Raw genomic sequence first — 16149 nt, 5'->3', positions numbered from 1 at the left:
ATAAATACATTCATGATTGTATAAGAGCAACCGCTAGGAGGAGTCTGATGAAAGAGGCATTCCCGATCATACGTAAAAGAATCAAGGGACCCGAGCTTGGCGAATTTATGCTTTCCATACGGAGGAGCGGGGTAAGGACGGAGGATCTGGTGTTTCTATGCATCGGTACTGACCGTTCGACTGGGGATTCGCTCGGTCCGCTGGTAGGCACGATGCTGGAGGAGGCGGGCTATACCCAGGTGCTGGGTACCTTGGAATTCCCTCTGGATGCAAGCAATATGATTCATCGACTGACCAGCCTGCCGTTGATGAAATCCGGTAAATCATTTATCGCTATCGATGCCTGTCTCGGGCAGTCTTCTTCCATAACCAGCTATCAGGTGTCCAATCAGCCGATGGAGCCTGGCAAGTCGGTGGGGCGGATGCTGCCGCCTGTAGGAAATTATTCGATTGCCGCTATTGTTAATCATAATGAGGGGAATCAATATGCGATACTGCAGGGTACCTCGTTGTATCGGATTATGACAATGGCCAAGGAAATCACAACCAGCATCATGGACGTATTTCCATTGGAGTCGGCTGCAGGGTTAACACCGGAGGGAGAATTAGGATGAGCATGAGAGAAGGTGGAGGCGGAGGCGGCTGGGAAGGTGGAAGCAAGCAAACCTTACAAAGCAGAGGTAAAGCCACCTTGAAGGAAGTATCGCTGCGGCGGATTTACGGCTTGTTTCGCGGATACCGTGTGCAGCTGGTTATTATTATTTTACTGGCATTAGGTGCCGCATTAATTGGACTTATACCGCCGCTCGTGATGAAGGAAATTATAGATACAGCGATCCCACAGGGTGACAAAAGGAAACTGATCGAATTGATCGGATTGATGGTGCTGCTGCCTGTCAGCAGCGGCTTACTCAGTGTATGGCAAAATCACCAGAACACCAAAGTCGGTCAGGGCGTGATGCGCGATTTAAGACGCTCGTTGTTTGCCAATTTACAACGGCAGTCCATGAGCTTCTTCACGGACGCCAAGTCAGGGGAGATTATTCAGCGGCTAACTGGCGATGTGCTAGCGGTGCAAAATGTAGTGACAACCCTCGTTGTATCAGCTGTCACACAGGGTGTTATTGTGATCACGACGATCGTCATTTTATTCGTATTGGATTGGCGCCTTGCGATATTGGCTACGGTTATTTTACCCTTATTTATATTGCCTGTTCGTAAGGTATCTCAGATTCGCAAGCGGCTGCGGGGCGAAACGCAGCGGGTACGCGGCGAGATGTCATCCCAGCTTGGGGAAATTTTTGGTGTATCCGGTGCATTATTAACAAGGATTTTCCAGCAGGAACGCAAGCAGGAGCAGGATTTTGACGTGCTGAACCAGCGGGTTATGGATTTGGAGCTGAAGCTCAATCTGGTCGGTCGGTGGTATGGGATGGTGCTCGGTGTATTGGGACCGCTCGGCACGGCATTGATATATTTGTACGGTGGTTGGAATGTGGTCGAGGGATCGATGACGATAGGCGGTATCGTAGCTTTTGCTGCTTATTTGGGACGATTGTACGGTCCGATTGGCACGCTGCTGAATCTTCAGGTGGAGGTTCAGACGGCACTTGGCGTTTTTCAGCGGATATTCGAATACGAGGATATGGAGCCTGATGTCAAAGATTTGACTGGGGCGAAGGCGCTGTCTTCCGTACAGGGGCAGGTTGGGTTTCACCATGTTTCGTATGCCTATCAGCCAGGTCAATATGCATTGCAGCAGGTCACCTTTACTGCACTCCCGGGTGAGGTTGTAGCTATAGTAGGGCCAAGTGGTGCCGGAAAATCGACATTGATCGGCATGCTGGCCAGATTGTACGATCCGACTGAAGGGGTTGTGACGATTGATGGTCATAACGCTGCGTCCGTCACATTGTCATCGCTGCGCGAGCAGGTGGCCTTTGTTACACAGGAATCATTCCTGTTCCATGCGTCAGTTCGTGATAATTTGTTGTTTGCCAAGCTTGACGCAACAGATGAAGAATTGGAGAAGGCCTGTCGGCAAGCTTATATTCATGAGACGATTGCGGCAATGCCAAATGGCTATGATACGATGGTTGGAGAGCGTGGTCATCGGCTGTCAGGTGGAGAAAGGCAGCGTCTGGCTATTGCCAGAGCGATTCTCAAGAACCCGCGCATTCTTGTGCTGGATGAAGCTACCTCGCATCTGGACTCCGAATCAGAGGCTTATGTACAGACGGCGCTGGATTCCTTAATGCACGGACGCACGACGCTCGTGATTGCCCACCGGCTATCAACGATTTTGGCGGCGGATCGGATCATCGTGCTTGAGGCTGGACGTGTGCTGGAGTCGGGGCGCCATACCGAGCTGCTGGATCAGGACGGCTTATATGCGCGACTGTATCGGACCCAGTTCGAAAAGGTAGCATTAAGCTAGCATCAATCCGAGCCTGGCAGCTCACGTGTTTAAGGCTGAATGGTTGAAATACCCTGCCAGTACATCCGCCAGACGCTATGCATCCGCTGCTCAAAGTGATCAGGCAAATAGTAAAATTGCTGAATAAAAGCACCATCCAGCATGCAATAATAGGAGGCAATCAAATCTGTGATTTGCTCGCTGCGAATGATGCCTTGCCGCATGCCTTCTGCAAAAATATGGGTCAACGCCGTCGACAGCGTGTTCTCGGATGCAGTAAACCGGGCTCTCAGCTCCTCCTGTAAAGTGATGGGCGGAAAGAGCATAGCTCTTTTTATAAAGGTCATGTTGATTTCACTTAACAAATACGTCCGGCATGTATCCTGCCAGATACCAAACAACTGATCGTGGATCGAGTCGTCGCGAATTTCGTTAATAAGGGCTTTAATACGCTGCTGCTGCTCGCTCAGCACATCTTCGAATACAGCTCGGAACAAATCATCTTTGCTGGGGAAATGAGCATACAGGGAAGGTGTCTTGATTCCTACCTCTTTGGCAATCTCGGATAAGGGTGCTGCATCATAGCCGTTTTGCGCAAACAAGCGCAGAGCGGCTGTTTTTATTTTACTTGCCGTCATCGGACATCCACCCCTTATAAAGGTAACTAGCATGTAGTTATCCTAATCAACGTTAGGTTACTTTATTTTATTATATATGACCGCTTATTACAATAATAGCGATTTCTTGGTGAAATCGATCGAATCGATGTTAATCCAATGGTGTGACCTAATTTGGTTAATTTCAGCGACCTGTCGAAAAAGGATGGATTATGTTACCTATCAATAATATAATATTCAGTAGTTATTAGTGGTGGACATCAGATCGCCAATAAGAGAGGACGAACCGCATGCAATGGATTAAGAATGCACGAATAAATAGCAAGCTGCTCTTCATGATCGTACTTCCCATGCTTGGGCTGTTGTACTTCTCTGTCAATACGATTTATGAAAAAGTGAATGAATTGTCTGAGATTAACAAGCTTCAGGTGTTGGTTACGGCCGAGGTTTCCATGAATGATTTAATTCATGAATTTCAGAAGGAGCGTGGTCTCGTCACCGGATACTACGGGGATAAAACCGTTAACCGCCTCAATATGCTGATAGCACAGCGCAAGCCGACGGATGAGAAAATCATCGCGATCCAGCAGCAGCTGCGCGCGACGGATTCGGATATCCTGGGGGAAAAGTTTTATAAGGACTTCTCGGATACGGTAGCGAAGCTTGATAAAATTACCGCTCTTCGCACCCAGATCGATCAGGATAAAATCAAGGATACCGAGGCGCAGGCCTATTACATAGATGTTGTCGGCAGTTTTTTTACAATGATGGAAAATATGAATCAATCAGGCTCGAACAAACAAATTTCCAATATGCTGTCCTCTTATATTCAATTCTCCCGCAGCAAGTCTGCGGTCAGCAAGGAGAGGGCGGTGATCTACAGCGCCCTTACAGAAAGAAGCCTTGAGCTCAGTGATGTGACCCAGATCAATTTACTGGAGAACGAGCAGAAACTTTATTATACGGTGTCCGCGACGTCTGCGACTGCTGATGCACGCAGCTTGTATCAGAACACGATCAAAGGTCCTTCCATTGACGAATCCAATCGGTATATTCAACAGATCCTGAAGCTGGAGCCTGGTAAGACGCTTGGTATCGATCCTGAGAGATGGTACGCAGTTTCCACGGATCGTATTGATCTGCTCAAGCAGGTCGAAGACGGACTTTCCAAAGAGTTGCTGCAAACGATGGATACGATTCGAAAAAATACGACAAAATCATTAATTAATGCCATTATTTTAAATATTATTATTATTGTTGTCTCCGTTCTGGTCATTGTCGTGATTTCAAGAATGATGGTTGGGCAAATTCGCACTCTCAAGAATTCGACGGAGCTGATATTACTAGGTGAGACGGATGTACATCTTCATGTAGACTCCAAAGATGAATTCGGCGAACTCATGAATGCTTTTAACCAGATGGTACTTAGTTATCGTGAGGTTATTACGCAGGCAGATCGGATTTCTTTAGGCGAATATGAGCAAACGATTGTTCCGCGTTCAGACCGCGATCAACTGAGCGTAGCCTTGATCAGGATGCTTGCTTCTTTAAAGCATACGACCGAGCAAAATGAACAGCAATTCTGGCTCAAAACACAGCTAGCCCACATTACAGGTATGGCCCAAGGTGTGATTAGTCTGCAGCAGCTGGTCAATGAGCTTATTTCGGAAATATCAAAGCTGGTCAAGGCGGGTCAGGGTGTATTTTATGTGAAAGAAACGAATAAAAACGACCCGTATTACGGCGAATATGTATTGCTCGGCAGCTATGCGCATAAAGAAAGAAAAAGCATATCGAACCGGATCCAGTCGGGTGAAGGGTTAGTGGGGCAAAGCATTCTTGAAAAAAAACCAATATTGCTAACGGATGTGCCCGCTGATTATATCCAGATTAACTCGGGACTTGGGGAGCATAAGCCACTGCAAATTATGGTGCTTCCTATCCTCTTCGAGGATGAAGTGCTCGCGGTAATCGAGCTTGCCTCATTCAGAGCTTTCACCGCCATTGAGCATGACCTGCTGGAGCAATTGGCTGCATCACTGGGAGTTGTGATCCATAGTGTGAACAGCCGTCAGCGTACCGAGCAATTGCTGCATGAATCCCAGCTGCTGACCGAAGAGCTTCAAACCCAGCAAGAGGAATTGCGGACTGCGAATGAAGAGCTGGAGGAGCAGACCCGGATGCTCAAGCAATCCGAGGACAAGATGAGGATCCAAAGCGAAGAGCTGCAGGCGATTAACGAGGAATTGGAAGAGAAATCGAATTACCTGGAGCTGCAGAAAGCCGGTATTGAGAAGCAAAATCAATTCATTCAATTATCCAAGCAGGAATTGGAAGAAAAGGCAAAAGAGCTGGAGCTGGCGAGCAAATATAAATCCGAATTCCTCGCCAATATGTCGCATGAGCTGCGCACGCCGCTGAACAGCTTGCTCATTCTGGCCAAATCGTTAGCTGCCAACGATGAGAACAATTTGTCCGATGACCAGATTGAGTCAGCCAAGATTATTCACAGCGGAGGTCTGGATCTGCTAAGGCTGATTAATGATATTCTGGATTTGTCCAAGGTGGAAGCAGGCAAATTAGACGTTCAGCAAGAAGAAGTCACGATCGATACGGTGCTTCAATCGCTGCAGATTCAATTTAATCCTGTTGCCAAAGAAAGAGGTCTGCAGTTTGAGCTGATTCGTGAGAACAACGTTCCGAATAAAATCATTACGGACGGGCAGCGTGCCGAGCAAATTTTGAAAAACCTGCTGTCCAATGCGCTCAAATTCACTTCTTCCGGTTCGGTTACGCTAAGGATCGCACTGGCAGACACTCAGGCTTCCTATCACAACAGCGACCTGTCCGCCAACGGAGTTCTTGCCTTATCGGTCACAGATACCGGAATCGGAATTCCTGCCAATAAGCAAAAAGCGATATTCGAGGCGTTCCAGCAGGCCGATGGTACAACGAGCCGCAAATATGGGGGAACGGGCCTCGGGTTAACGATTTCCAGAGAACTTGCCAAGCTGCTGGGTGGCGAGATTCATATGCAGAGTAAGGAAGGTAAGGGTAGCACCTTCACCTTGTATCTGCCACTGAGTGGGGCGGTTATACCAAGTGCGGAAGCGCGCAGCCAGCCTGCTGTCCGAAGTGCGGTACCAGAGTCCGAGCTACCAAGTAGTGAGACGCAGGCAGCCAGTGCACTTGAGGATGATTTTGTACCGCAAATCAAAGTGTTTTTGCCTGATGACCGCGAGCTGCTGCAAATTCCGGTTCAGGAAAAAACGATTTTGATCGTTGAGGATGATCGTCAGTTTGCGAAAATCATGATGGATATGTCACGAAAAAAAGGTTTTAAATGTTTGGCAGCAGGTGATGGCTTCAGTGCCCTGCAAATTGCCAAGCAGTATATCCCAAGCGCGATTCTGCTCGATCTAGGCCTGCCCGATATGGATGGACTTAAAGTATTGGACCATTTGAAATATCACAATGAAACCCGCCATATTCCGGTTCACATTATTTCGGGAAGAGATAAAAACTCGGATTCCTTGCAGCGTGGAGCCATCGGTTTTCTGTCCAAGCCTTTGGATTCGGACGACTTTGATACCGTATTTGCCAAAATTGAAAATGTGCTGCACGAACGTATCCAGCAGGTGCTGGTCGTTGAAGATGATTACAACAATCAAAAGGCAATCCGTGAGCTGTTGAAACATAAGAAGGTCGAAATTCATAGTGTGTATACCGGTAAGGAAGGTCTGGAGCGGATGCGTGCTGAGACTTTTGATTGTGTGATTCTGGACCTGACGCTGCCGGATATGACGGGCTTTGAGATGCTGCAGGAGCTGGTCAAGGATATGGAGAACCCGGTGCCTCCAATCATTATCAACACGGGTAAAGAGCTCAGCCAGGAGGAATTTAAGGAGCTGAACCGCTTTACGGACAGCATTGTCATTAAAGGCGTTAATTCTTCAGACCGTTTATTGGACGAGGTATCGTTATTCCTGCATAGCATCCATAAGCTACTGCCTCCAGAGCAGAAGGAAATGATTCGGATGGTGCGTGACTCCGATGAGACGCTGAAAGGGCGTAAAGTGCTGCTTGTGGATGATGATCTTCGGAACACTTTTGCCTTGTCCAAGATTTTGAAGAAACACGGGCTGGAAGTGATCATGGCCGATAACGGCAAGCTGGCTTTGGACAAGCTGGACAGCGAGAATGGCATAGAGCTCGTCATTATGGATATTATGATGCCCGTGATGGACGGCTATGAAGCGATCAGCCGAATACGTGAAATGCCGAAGTTTCAATCGCTTCCCATCATTGCGCTGACCGCCAAGGCGATGACGGGTGATCGGGAAAAATGTATAGAAAGGGGAGCCAACGATTATATGACCAAGCCTGTGGATACCGACAAATTATTGTCATTAATCAGAGTATGGCTCTTTCAATAACAATGAGCGACAAAATATCGGAAAAGATCGAGATCGATCTTCTCCTGGATGCGATCTTTCTGCGGCACGGGTATGATTTTCGCAATTATGCCCGTTCCTCTTTGATGAGAAGATTGCACTATATCAAACAAAAAAATGGCCTGACGTACATTTCTGATATGATTCCAAAGGTGCTGTATGATGAAGCTTTTACCAACCAACTGCTGTTGGATTTATCGGTGACCGTTACCGAAATGTTCAGGGACCCGGAGTTTTTTGCGGAACTGCGCAAGCAGGTTATCCCTTTATTGATGACGTATCCTTTTGTGAAAATCTGGCATGCAGGCTGTGCAACAGGTGAAGAAGTGTATTCGATGGCGATCCTGTTAGAAGAAGAAGGCTTCTATGACCGTGTTCAGATCTACGCAACGGATATTAATCAGGAGTCGCTGCAGATTGCCAAGGAAGGCATTTATTCTCTGGAGAACATTCGTAAGTTTACTTCAAATTATCAAAAAAGCGGAGGCAAGTCCTCCTTTTCAGATTACTACCATGCCAAATATCAGATGGGTAAAATCAACGAGGATTTAAAAAGGAATATTGTGTTCTCCCAGCACAATTTGGCTACGGATCAAGCCTTTGGCGAGATGCATTTGATCGTTTGCCGTAATGTGCTGATCTATTTTGATAAGCAGCTGCAAAATCAGGTCTTTCGTCTTTTTAACAGCAGTCTCGTTTCTCGCGGATTTTTGTGTATCGGCAGCAAGGAATCGATCGAATTTTCAGATATTCATTCAGATTTTGAGACGCTTTCATGCAAGTGGAGAATTTTTCGAAAGCAATTACCTAAGTAGCTTGATCAGACACCTGGAAAGGAAGTCACAAGGTTATGAATCAATTGGAAGCAGTCGTTGTTGGTGTATCTGCAGGGGGACTTAAGGCTTTGGTAACCATACTGGCTTATCTCCCGGCGGATTATCACCTCCCCGTCATCATTGTTCAGCATCTGCTAGAGGGCAGCGACAGCTTTCTTGTCGATTATTTGAATGAACAGGTCAGCATCTGTGTCAAAGAAGCGGCAGATAAAGAAGCGATCCGTCCCGGTTATGTTTATGTGGCCCCACCCGGCTATCATCTGCTGATAGAGGATGAACGCATGTTTAGTCTTTCGATGGACCCCAAGGTGAATTATTCCCGTCCATCGATTGATGTGCTATTTGATAGTGCTGCATTTGTTTTTCAAGAGAAGTGTCTCGGCATCGTTCTAACGGGAGCTAATCGCGATGGCAGTGAAGGGCTGCGTAACATTAAGATGAACGGAGGCCAGGCCATCATACAGGACCCGGCAACAGCGGAGTACAATATTATGCCGCTCGCGGCAATGAGTGTGGTCAAGGTCGATCAACTTTTAGCCTTGGACGAAATTGGGAAATACCTGCTGGAGCTGCAGCCTTCCAACCGATGATTCATAATGAATACAATGAGGAGGAGCCTATGAACAGTCGAAATGATAAAAGCCAAACATTAAAAATATTGGTAGTCGATGACCGCAAGGAAAACTTAATTGCGATGCAAAAAATATTACGCGTGCTGGATTGTGAGATATTCATCGTTGAATCCGGCAATGAGGCGTTATCGTTTACGCTCAGGCATGATTTTGCGCTTATTTTATTGGATGTCAATATGCCGGAGATGGATGGATTCGAGCTCGCAGAGCTGTTGCGCAGTAACGACGAGACGAGCCAGATTCCGATCATTTTTGTAACGGCCAGCGATACGGAGGACCAAAGTGTATTCAAAGGCTACGAGAGTGGCGCCGTCGATTATTTGTTCAAGCCGGTTAATCCGGATATTTTGTTAAGCAAAGTACGGGTATTCCTGGAATTGAACCTGAGGAAGATCGAGCTGGAATCGATGCAAACCGAACTGAAGCGAAGCAATGAAAGCTTGATGGAATTTGCTCAGGTCGTTTCCCACGATCTCAAAAATCCATTGAATGTCATTACGGGTCTCAGTGAGCTTCTGCTCGCCCGGCACAGCTCTGAATTGGGTATGAAGGGACAGGGGTACATTTCGAAAATTTCCGTAACAGCAGAGCGGATGACGCATCTGATTACGGATTTGCTATCCTACGCACAATTAAATGCCAGTGCATCCTCTTATACCGAAGTGGATCTTAATGAAGTTATCAACCATGTGATCACGGATTTAAGCAGCACCATTGAACAGAATAAGGGTCAGGTCATGGTCAGGCATAGATTGCCGATCATTCAAGCGGATGCGACACAAATGTATCAGCTATTTCAAAATATTATAGGTAACGGCATTAAATACCATCGTGCTGAAGTTACGCCGATTATCCAGATCTCAATGGTACACAACGAAGAGGATGGTGCCTTTACGGTGCTGATTGAGGATAACGGTATCGGGATGAGAAGCGAGGATATTCCCCACATCTTCACCGCCTTCAAAAGGCTCGATAATGCCAAAGGCTATGAAGGCACCGGGATTGGGATGGCCACCGTCAAAAAAATTATCGATCGGCATCAAGGCTCGATAGAAGTCACAAGTGAACTGGGGCAGGGAACCGCATTTGTGATTAAAATGTATGAATCGCAGGAAGAGATGTAGAACAGCATAATCTCGGAGGCGTGATCCGCACGCTTTTGCATCAACTTGTTCAACGGACTTTTATACATAGGATAGAGACGCGACCTATATCCAAAAAGAGCCTTTCCGCCATTTTACTCAGCGGCCAAGGCTCTTCTCATTTCCAACTATATAAAATTATTTATTTACCTTCACTACACGAGTTGCAAACATCCTATCATGAAGTGCACGTTTTTTACCATCCCAGCCTGCCATCATATAACCGACGCATAGAATAATACTGGATACAAATTTACCGACAGTCTCTCTTAAAATAATGATTCCCCAAGTATTTGGAGTTCCATCATTACGAATGACTTTGATGCCTGTAGCCATCTTGCCTAAGGTTTGTCCCCAGATCACAGTCATTACAATATAATAAACGCCGGCTAGTAACGACTCGATCAAAGAAACAGCAGACGGTGGCTCCAGTAAACTGTAGCCAAGTAATAAATGAACAATAATGAATACGGTTTGTAAACAAACTCCATCCAACAGAGTAGCCCCGCATCGAATCCAGAACCCTGCGTATCTTCTTTCAGTGCCAATGGTTTCTGAATAAGAAGTTTTCCCCCCTGAATATAATGGTTCTGATCTTGTTTCGCTTTCCATCCCTCTTCACTCCCTCTAAGAAATTAATATTTAAAAAGGTACATAAGTCGAGGACCTATGGATACTTCTGGTAGTACTTCTTGCAACACCTGCGCCGCAGGAGATGCCGATTGAATCATCGCACCGCTGAATAAATCCGATAAAGAGGGCTCCTTTACATAACGGACCACCTTTGGATTGGGAATTCCTGTTTTTTCTGATGCATAGGCAGTAGCTACCTCCATAGTTCCGAATGCGTCGATCAGACCTAAGGCTTTAGCTTGTTGCCCTGAATAGATACGTCCGTCTGCAAGCTTCAGTACCGTCTCTCGCGGCAGCTTACGCCCTTTTTCAATAACTGTAACGAACTGTTGATAACTCTCATCTACCAGCTTTTGAAATATTTCTCTCTCTTCTGGTTTCATCTCCCGAAGTGGACTTGCGATATCTTTGTATGCGCCACTTGTGATTGTATTTTCCTTGTAACCAAGCCACTCAGCTGCTTTCTCATAATTGGCTATAGAGAAAATAACGCCCAAACTGCCTGTTAAAGTTGCAGGATTAGCAAATATATAATCTGCTGGAGCCGAGATATAATAACCTCCTGAAGCAGCCATCGAGCCCATACTCACAATAACCGGCTTCCCGCTTTCCTTCAGCTCCACAATTTTGGAATGAATCTCGTCTGAAGCTACTACCTCTCCCCCCGGACTGTTTACCCGGATCACAACAGCTTTTACATCTTTATCCTTGCGAGCCTGCTCCAGCTGGGTAATGTAGCTGCCTGCATTTAAACCGCTTGAAAAGCTCCCACTTTTTTCAGTAATAGCACCTTCTACAAACAGCTGGACTACTTTATCATTGCCTTTACCTTGAACGGTTTCTTCATTCCACTTTTGCTTACCTCCCATTACATTCCCACTCATTAGCGAGTCAGACTTCGTAATAAGAATTACTACCAAGCTTACAAATAATACGCCTACAATTAACCAGGCCCATCCCTTTCGTCCCATTGATGCTTCCTCCCCATTGAAATGAGCTGTATATATAAAATTAATTATAGCTATAAGTTCCTCTTATACTTTTCTCTTCATCCATTCAACTAATCCAACGTTATATTCACCATGAATTCGACTGACCTCTTCATAACCAACTAGTCTTCCATCGTTAATCAGCATTACTTTATCCAACAAGGATTCAATCTCATCTACCTCATGAGTAGTCATAACCAAAGTCTGTTTCTGTGGATCGATTAATGCTATAACGCTGCGGATAATATCCTCTCGTACCAAGGGGTCCAGGCCTGATAACGGCTCATCCATCACTATTAAAGGCACCTGTCGTGCTAGAGTCAATGCTAATTTCAATCGGGCGCGTTGTCCTTTCGATAATTGAGAGGCTTTCTGCTCTATATCCAATTGAAAGGTTTGAACCACCTCTAACGCCTTATCCCCATCAAAATCTTCAAACATCTCATCGTAGAATTGCAGTGCTTTTTTCACAGTATGGAACGGATAATACACATCAGCCTCCGGCAAAAAAGCAACCTCTCTAGAGCTTAGTCGCTCCGGGGCGCGGCCATTCAGCAGCACACGACCCGCACTCGGTTTTTGCAATCCGGCCATTAATTTAAGAACGGTGGATTTACCGCTGCCGTTTCTCCCTATAACCCCAATTATTTCACCTCTTGGAATGGTAAAGCTCACCTTATCTATAGCTATTTTACCGAAGAACCTTTTCTCCACTTGATCAAAAATGATAATAGGCTCTGACTTCGCAGTTTCTATGCCCATCTGAACCCCTCCTCCACTTAGTAAGTCTACTTGCTTTTACTTTCCAAAAATGCCTTTACCCCAGCAATAATTTCCTTTTCGGAATAGCCCAATTCCCTCATCTCATCTGCAAAACGAGTAATTTGCTCTTCCTTCAGCTGCTCTCTCATCAAAGCTAGCCTTGAGCTGTCTTCTGTCACGTAGATACCCTGTCCCCTTCGACTTTCAACAATTTTCATCCGTTCTAACTCCATATTCACTCGTTGTACGGTATTTGGATTTACTCCATATATGACCGCCAGATCACGTACAGAGGGTAATTTCTCACCAGGTTGTACCTCCCGTCGAACAATTTGTCGGCATATACGCTGCACCAGTTGCAAATAAATCGGTTGTGTGTTCGAAAATTGTTCAACCATACCCTACACCTCCACTTTGCGATCCAAGAGCCATGCCGATAAGTACAAACATACTGCCATATTCAACCATACCCACAGCTGTTCACCAAAAGAGTTGAATAAGCTTCCTGCCCCGTCGACAGCCGGGTTACCCCAGTGGAAAAGATAACGATATACGGCAGTTTGCTCAAAGAAATATTCCAAGGTTGAAATGGCTAGAAGGAACAATACAGCCAGAGGCCAGTTCCAGCGTCCAAATCGGTTTCTTAACGCCGAAGCAGTAAGATACAGCAGTACTAATGTAATCGCCAGCGCAAAGGATATGGAGATAAACTCCATAACAAGGGAAATATTAAAACTATTGAATACGACCAATATTTTCTGAGCTTCAACATTAATTTCAATTCGATTCTCTTCCCCGCTTAACCATACAACTCCAGATTTTTCAACAGCTTGCACCCATAAGAAAAAAGCGGTTGAAACCAATAAGCCAGAAATGAATTCAACTAATGCAGCTGCATACTTCGCCGCTAACAGCTTCCAGCCAGGTAATGGCAATTGCAACCAAAAGGGGTCCAACTTACGTTCCTTTCTCAAGCTTATCAACATATATGCGGCGGGAGCAAAAAAATGGAGATACATAATAAACAGCCATAAATTACTAAACAATCCAGATTGAAAGCGATATGAGAAAAAGACGGATAAGCCCCCCAAAATTAATACAACGCTTAAATAAATCCATATAGGCCCTGACCATCTTGTACCGAAGGCCAACTCCTTCTTGAACAAACTCCACCAAACCTTCAACTGCAGTTCCCCCTAAAAATGCAAAAGATACAAAACTAGTGTACTACCACAATAGTACACTCATTCAATAGTTGTGTCAATATGTTCCAATAAATTGAGTTTTCAATTAAATACAATAAGAAAAGCCTTCAGAACGTTTAGATATAAATAATAAATCCGTTGTTCTCACCCTTCGATTACAATAAACTGGTTTCAACAAGGTATGACGCTTTTAAGACGATTCCTTTATCTGTTATAAAGAAAGGTTGTGATTTCAATTGAATTTGGAGACGTTCCCGTTATTGGAGACTGAACGCTTTGTATTGCGTCAAATGACGCTTGAGGATGCACCTACCGTATTTGAAATATTTTCGGATGGTGATGTTACAAAAGATATGGGGGAGGACCCATTCGATAGTATTCAGCAGGCAGAAGGTTTAATAACCTTTATGAACAACCTGTTTCATCAAAATAAAGCCTTCAGATGGGGAATTATATTAAAAGAGAATAATACCCTGGTAGGTACTTGTGGATACAACGGTTGGGAGACCCATCGAGGTTCCCGTGGAGAAATTGGTTATGATTTGGGCAAAAAGTATTGGCGGCAAGGTTACATGACGGAAGTATTAAAAAGCGTCATTGCTTTTGGTTTTGAAACGATGGAATTCAATCGGATAGAAGCATTTACCAACCTGGATGCTGAACCATCGATGCTTTTATTAAAAAAGCTTGGTTTTAACGAGGATGGCATTTTACGTGGATATGCTTCCTTTCATGGAGAATACGTTGATCAACGTTGTTACTCTCTATTACAACGAGAATGGTTGTCATGATTTTAAGGCAAAAATTACAGTACCGTGGAAAGGCACACAAATAAAAATAAACAACCACACCTCGCCTCAGCGACATGTGGTTGTTTTCATTGTTAATATAATTGAGTCATCAATTCATAATCCCACCAATATTTGGACGAATTGGTCGTTATGTTGGTAAGGCGGTTTGTCATCCCGTCCAACAGATATAGGTTACGGCTTGCGTCAACATAATAATCACCGGGCAAATAAGGGTACAGCTTGGCTGCAGGTTTATTTCCATCTAACGCATAGATGCCGTCCGTTTCCTTGATTTGTTGGGGCGGTAATAAGTCGCTGTAAGCTCTAATTATTAAAGCGCCCTGATCAACATACAGTAGATCAAGGTTTTCCGCCTGAGTCTGATTGTTCATGGATGTCGTTGTACCATCAGAAGAAACATGCAGAACCTGGCCGCGAAGTCTGGCAGTACGAGCAGACATGGAGGAGGGAGCTTGGCTAATGAACCAACTGGAACCGTCCTTATTGGGTATCAAATAATTCGGTCTTTGATTGAATTCGGGAACCGGTACCGCTCGTCCGTCTTTTACAATGAATGTAAAGCTGTCTTGTGGGGTGTAAATATCCCGATCCGAGTAATACACTGTGAGATGCACAAAACTGATTTGATTGTTTACAGGTAGAACTATACTTTCAAACGAATGGACCTTGTTGCGCAAGGCAATAGGCATTACGTTCGATTTTGTCTTATCCTTCTGTTTATCCTCCGTACTGGACGAAAATGACAGCAATTCGAGCTGTTTATATATAATCGTCTGGTCTTTCAATTCAACTTTTTCGTTTTTATTTTCAAAATTGGCAGCCTGATAAGGTTGAAAGCGGTCCTTTTCATGCTTAGCGATCTTATCAGCGGCATCCTTAGCAAGTCGGACCGGTGCCCCTTCCAGCGATTTATTTATTTGATATATATCATTTTGGTTGCCGTACGCATAGAGGAAATCACCCTCATCATAAAACAGATGGTAAAGCACTTTATGCTGAATGGTCGCTAATTTGAACCCTGCTTTATTATCCCAGCTCGTATCCCATTCAAATTCATCATGGGTAAAGCGCCAGGTCATAGGGAAATAAGTGATGTCGCGGAACTGCAGAATCGGATATGGCTCATTAGCATTATCGATATTTTTCCAGTTGACGTTGATCGGATAGTCAGCAACTGTTGCCGTGTAATCATGGCTCGGATCATTGTTAAATCCCAGACTTTGCTGTGGCTTTTGCCGGAACTGGTTGTTTCGCAATATACTCAATCCGCTTTCCTGATCCCAGTTAACGGACAAGCTTAAGGCACGGCTGTAATCCCAGGTCATAGGAAAATAAGTAATATCGTTATAAACGAGCAAAGGATATTTTTGGTGCTCATTTTCAATCAGGATACCATTGAGTTCAACGTTAAACGCAGGCATATGTACTTTCACTTGTTTGGGAGCTGCTGATGCTTGATCAGTTGCATGGATAATTGATACAAACAAAAGCACGAGGCTAACAACACATTTAATAAGACGATTGAGGAAGGACATGAGGGTTCTCCTTTATAGGCTATTTTACAATTAGACGTGAGGGTTTTGGAAAAAGTTTCTAATGTGGAAGGTAATGATATACCATAAAAGTAGATTATTAAATCTGAAGAGAACAT

At 44.9% G+C, this 16149-nt stretch carries 14 protein-coding genes; 7 read left to right on the top strand and 7 right to left on the bottom strand.

Annotation, left to right across the window (positions count from 1 at the left end):
* Nucleotides 1–47 precede the first annotated feature (47 nt).
* Both yyaC and OB236_RS01310 read left to right on the top strand, forming a co-directional pair.
* Complete coding sequence (gene yyaC / locus OB236_RS01315) at nucleotides 48–614, top strand: spore protease YyaC (protein WP_262682269.1); 567 nt, start codon at nucleotides 48–50, stop codon at nucleotides 612–614.
* Complete coding sequence (locus OB236_RS01310; RefSeq protein WP_262682268.1) at nucleotides 611–2437, top strand: ABC transporter ATP-binding protein; 1827 nt, start codon at nucleotides 611–613, stop codon at nucleotides 2435–2437. Before yyaC ends, OB236_RS01310 begins: the two co-directional genes overlap by 4 nt.
* Nucleotides 2438–2466: 29 nt before the next feature.
* On the opposite strand, the gene OB236_RS01305 is transcribed toward OB236_RS01310, so the two are convergent.
* Entirely contained in the window at nucleotides 2467–3054 is a 588-nt protein-coding gene (locus OB236_RS01305; protein WP_262682267.1) for a TetR/AcrR family transcriptional regulator, read from the bottom strand.
* A gap of 269 nt (nucleotides 3055–3323) precedes the next feature.
* On the opposite strand from OB236_RS01305, the gene OB236_RS01300 reads away from it, so the two are divergent.
* From OB236_RS01300 to OB236_RS01285, 4 genes are read left to right on the top strand one after another with little or no spacing between them, the layout of a single operon-like run.
* Complete coding sequence (locus OB236_RS01300; protein WP_262682265.1) at nucleotides 3324–7469, top strand: response regulator; 4146 nt, start codon at nucleotides 3324–3326, stop codon at nucleotides 7467–7469.
* Nucleotides 7379–8302 carry a CheR family methyltransferase gene (locus OB236_RS01295; RefSeq protein ID WP_317259306.1) on the top strand — a complete coding sequence of 308 codons (924 nt, stop codon included), beginning with the start codon at nucleotides 7379–7381 and terminating at the stop codon, nucleotides 8300–8302. The genes OB236_RS01300 and OB236_RS01295 overlap by 91 nt, the downstream gene beginning before the upstream one ends.
* 35 nt (nucleotides 8303–8337) lie before the next feature.
* Complete coding sequence (locus OB236_RS01290) at nucleotides 8338–8913, top strand: chemotaxis protein CheB (protein ID WP_262682263.1); 576 nt, start codon at nucleotides 8338–8340, stop codon at nucleotides 8911–8913.
* 29 nt (nucleotides 8914–8942) lie between these two features.
* Complete coding sequence (locus tag OB236_RS01285; RefSeq protein WP_262682262.1) at nucleotides 8943–10079, top strand: sensor histidine kinase; 1137 nt, start codon at nucleotides 8943–8945, stop codon at nucleotides 10077–10079.
* Nucleotides 10080–10235: 156 nt separating this feature from the next.
* Here the strand turns inward: OB236_RS01285 and OB236_RS01280 are convergent, their stop codons facing one another.
* From OB236_RS01280 to OB236_RS01260, 5 genes are all read right to left on the bottom strand, one after another.
* Nucleotides 10236–10709, bottom strand: a complete 474-nt coding sequence (locus OB236_RS01280) for an RDD family protein (RefSeq protein ID WP_262682261.1) — start codon at nucleotides 10707–10709, stop codon at nucleotides 10236–10238.
* 23 nt (nucleotides 10710–10732) lie between these two features.
* Complete coding sequence (sppA, locus tag OB236_RS01275; RefSeq protein ID WP_262682259.1) at nucleotides 10733–11701, bottom strand: signal peptide peptidase SppA; 969 nt, start codon at nucleotides 11699–11701, stop codon at nucleotides 10733–10735.
* Nucleotides 11702–11764: 63 nt separating this feature from the next.
* On the bottom strand, nucleotides 11765–12481 hold the full coding sequence (locus tag OB236_RS01270; protein WP_262682258.1) for an ABC transporter ATP-binding protein: 717 nt from the start codon (nucleotides 12479–12481) through the stop codon (nucleotides 11765–11767).
* Nucleotides 12482–12507: 26 nt separating this feature from the next.
* On the bottom strand, nucleotides 12508–12879 hold the full coding sequence (locus OB236_RS01265) for a GntR family transcriptional regulator (protein WP_262682257.1): 372 nt from the start codon (nucleotides 12877–12879) through the stop codon (nucleotides 12508–12510).
* A 3-nt stretch (nucleotides 12880–12882) separates the two neighbouring features.
* Nucleotides 12883–13665 carry a hypothetical protein gene (locus OB236_RS01260; protein ID WP_262682256.1) on the bottom strand — a complete coding sequence of 261 codons (783 nt, stop codon included), beginning with the start codon at nucleotides 13663–13665 and terminating at the stop codon, nucleotides 12883–12885.
* A gap of 257 nt (nucleotides 13666–13922) precedes the next feature.
* Here OB236_RS01260 and OB236_RS01255 point away from each other — a divergent pair, with 257 nt between their 5' ends.
* The gene (locus OB236_RS01255; protein ID WP_262682255.1) at nucleotides 13923–14477 is read left to right on the top strand and encodes a GNAT family N-acetyltransferase; all 555 of its coding nucleotides are present in this window, start codon (nucleotides 13923–13925) and stop codon (nucleotides 14475–14477) included.
* 92 nt (nucleotides 14478–14569) lie between these two features.
* On the opposite strand, the gene OB236_RS01250 is transcribed toward OB236_RS01255, so the two are convergent.
* On the bottom strand, nucleotides 14570–16033 hold the full coding sequence (locus tag OB236_RS01250; protein ID WP_262682253.1) for a hypothetical protein: 1464 nt from the start codon (nucleotides 16031–16033) through the stop codon (nucleotides 14570–14572).
* Between the last annotated feature and the right edge of the window lie 116 nt (nucleotides 16034–16149).

The sequence above is a fragment of the Paenibacillus baimaensis genome (genome assembly GCF_025567575.1).
This window is presented reverse-complemented; position numbering and strand designations above follow the sequence as displayed.

What these genes read in the sequence shown, in the direction of transcription:
- yyaC (WP_262682269.1), top strand. Translation starts at nt 48, where the DNA reads ATGAAAGAGGCATTCCCGATCATACGTAAAAGAATCAAGGGACCCGAG.
- OB236_RS01310 (WP_262682268.1), top strand. Translation starts at nt 611, where the DNA reads ATGAGCATGAGAGAAGGTGGAGGCGGAGGCGGCTGGGAAGGTGGAAGC.
- OB236_RS01305 (WP_262682267.1), bottom strand. Translation starts at nt 3,054, where the DNA reads ATGACGGCAAGTAAAATAAAAACAGCCGCTCTGCGCTTGTTTGCGCAA.
- OB236_RS01300 (WP_262682265.1), top strand. Translation starts at nt 3,324, where the DNA reads ATGCAATGGATTAAGAATGCACGAATAAATAGCAAGCTGCTCTTCATG.
- OB236_RS01295 (WP_317259306.1), top strand. Translation starts at nt 7,379, where the DNA reads ATGTATAGAAAGGGGAGCCAACGATTATATGACCAAGCCTGTGGATAC.
- OB236_RS01290 (WP_262682263.1), top strand. Translation starts at nt 8,338, where the DNA reads ATGAATCAATTGGAAGCAGTCGTTGTTGGTGTATCTGCAGGGGGACTT.
- OB236_RS01285 (WP_262682262.1), top strand. Translation starts at nt 8,943, where the DNA reads ATGAACAGTCGAAATGATAAAAGCCAAACATTAAAAATATTGGTAGTC.
- OB236_RS01280 (WP_262682261.1), bottom strand. Translation starts at nt 10,709, where the DNA reads ATGGAAAGCGAAACAAGATCAGAACCATTATATTCAGGGGGGAAAACT.
- sppA (WP_262682259.1), bottom strand. Translation starts at nt 11,701, where the DNA reads ATGGGACGAAAGGGATGGGCCTGGTTAATTGTAGGCGTATTATTTGTA.
- OB236_RS01270 (WP_262682258.1), bottom strand. Translation starts at nt 12,481, where the DNA reads ATGGGCATAGAAACTGCGAAGTCAGAGCCTATTATCATTTTTGATCAA.
- OB236_RS01265 (WP_262682257.1), bottom strand. Translation starts at nt 12,879, where the DNA reads ATGGTTGAACAATTTTCGAACACACAACCGATTTATTTGCAACTGGTG.
- OB236_RS01250 (WP_262682253.1), bottom strand. Translation starts at nt 16,033, where the DNA reads ATGTCCTTCCTCAATCGTCTTATTAAATGTGTTGTTAGCCTCGTGCTT.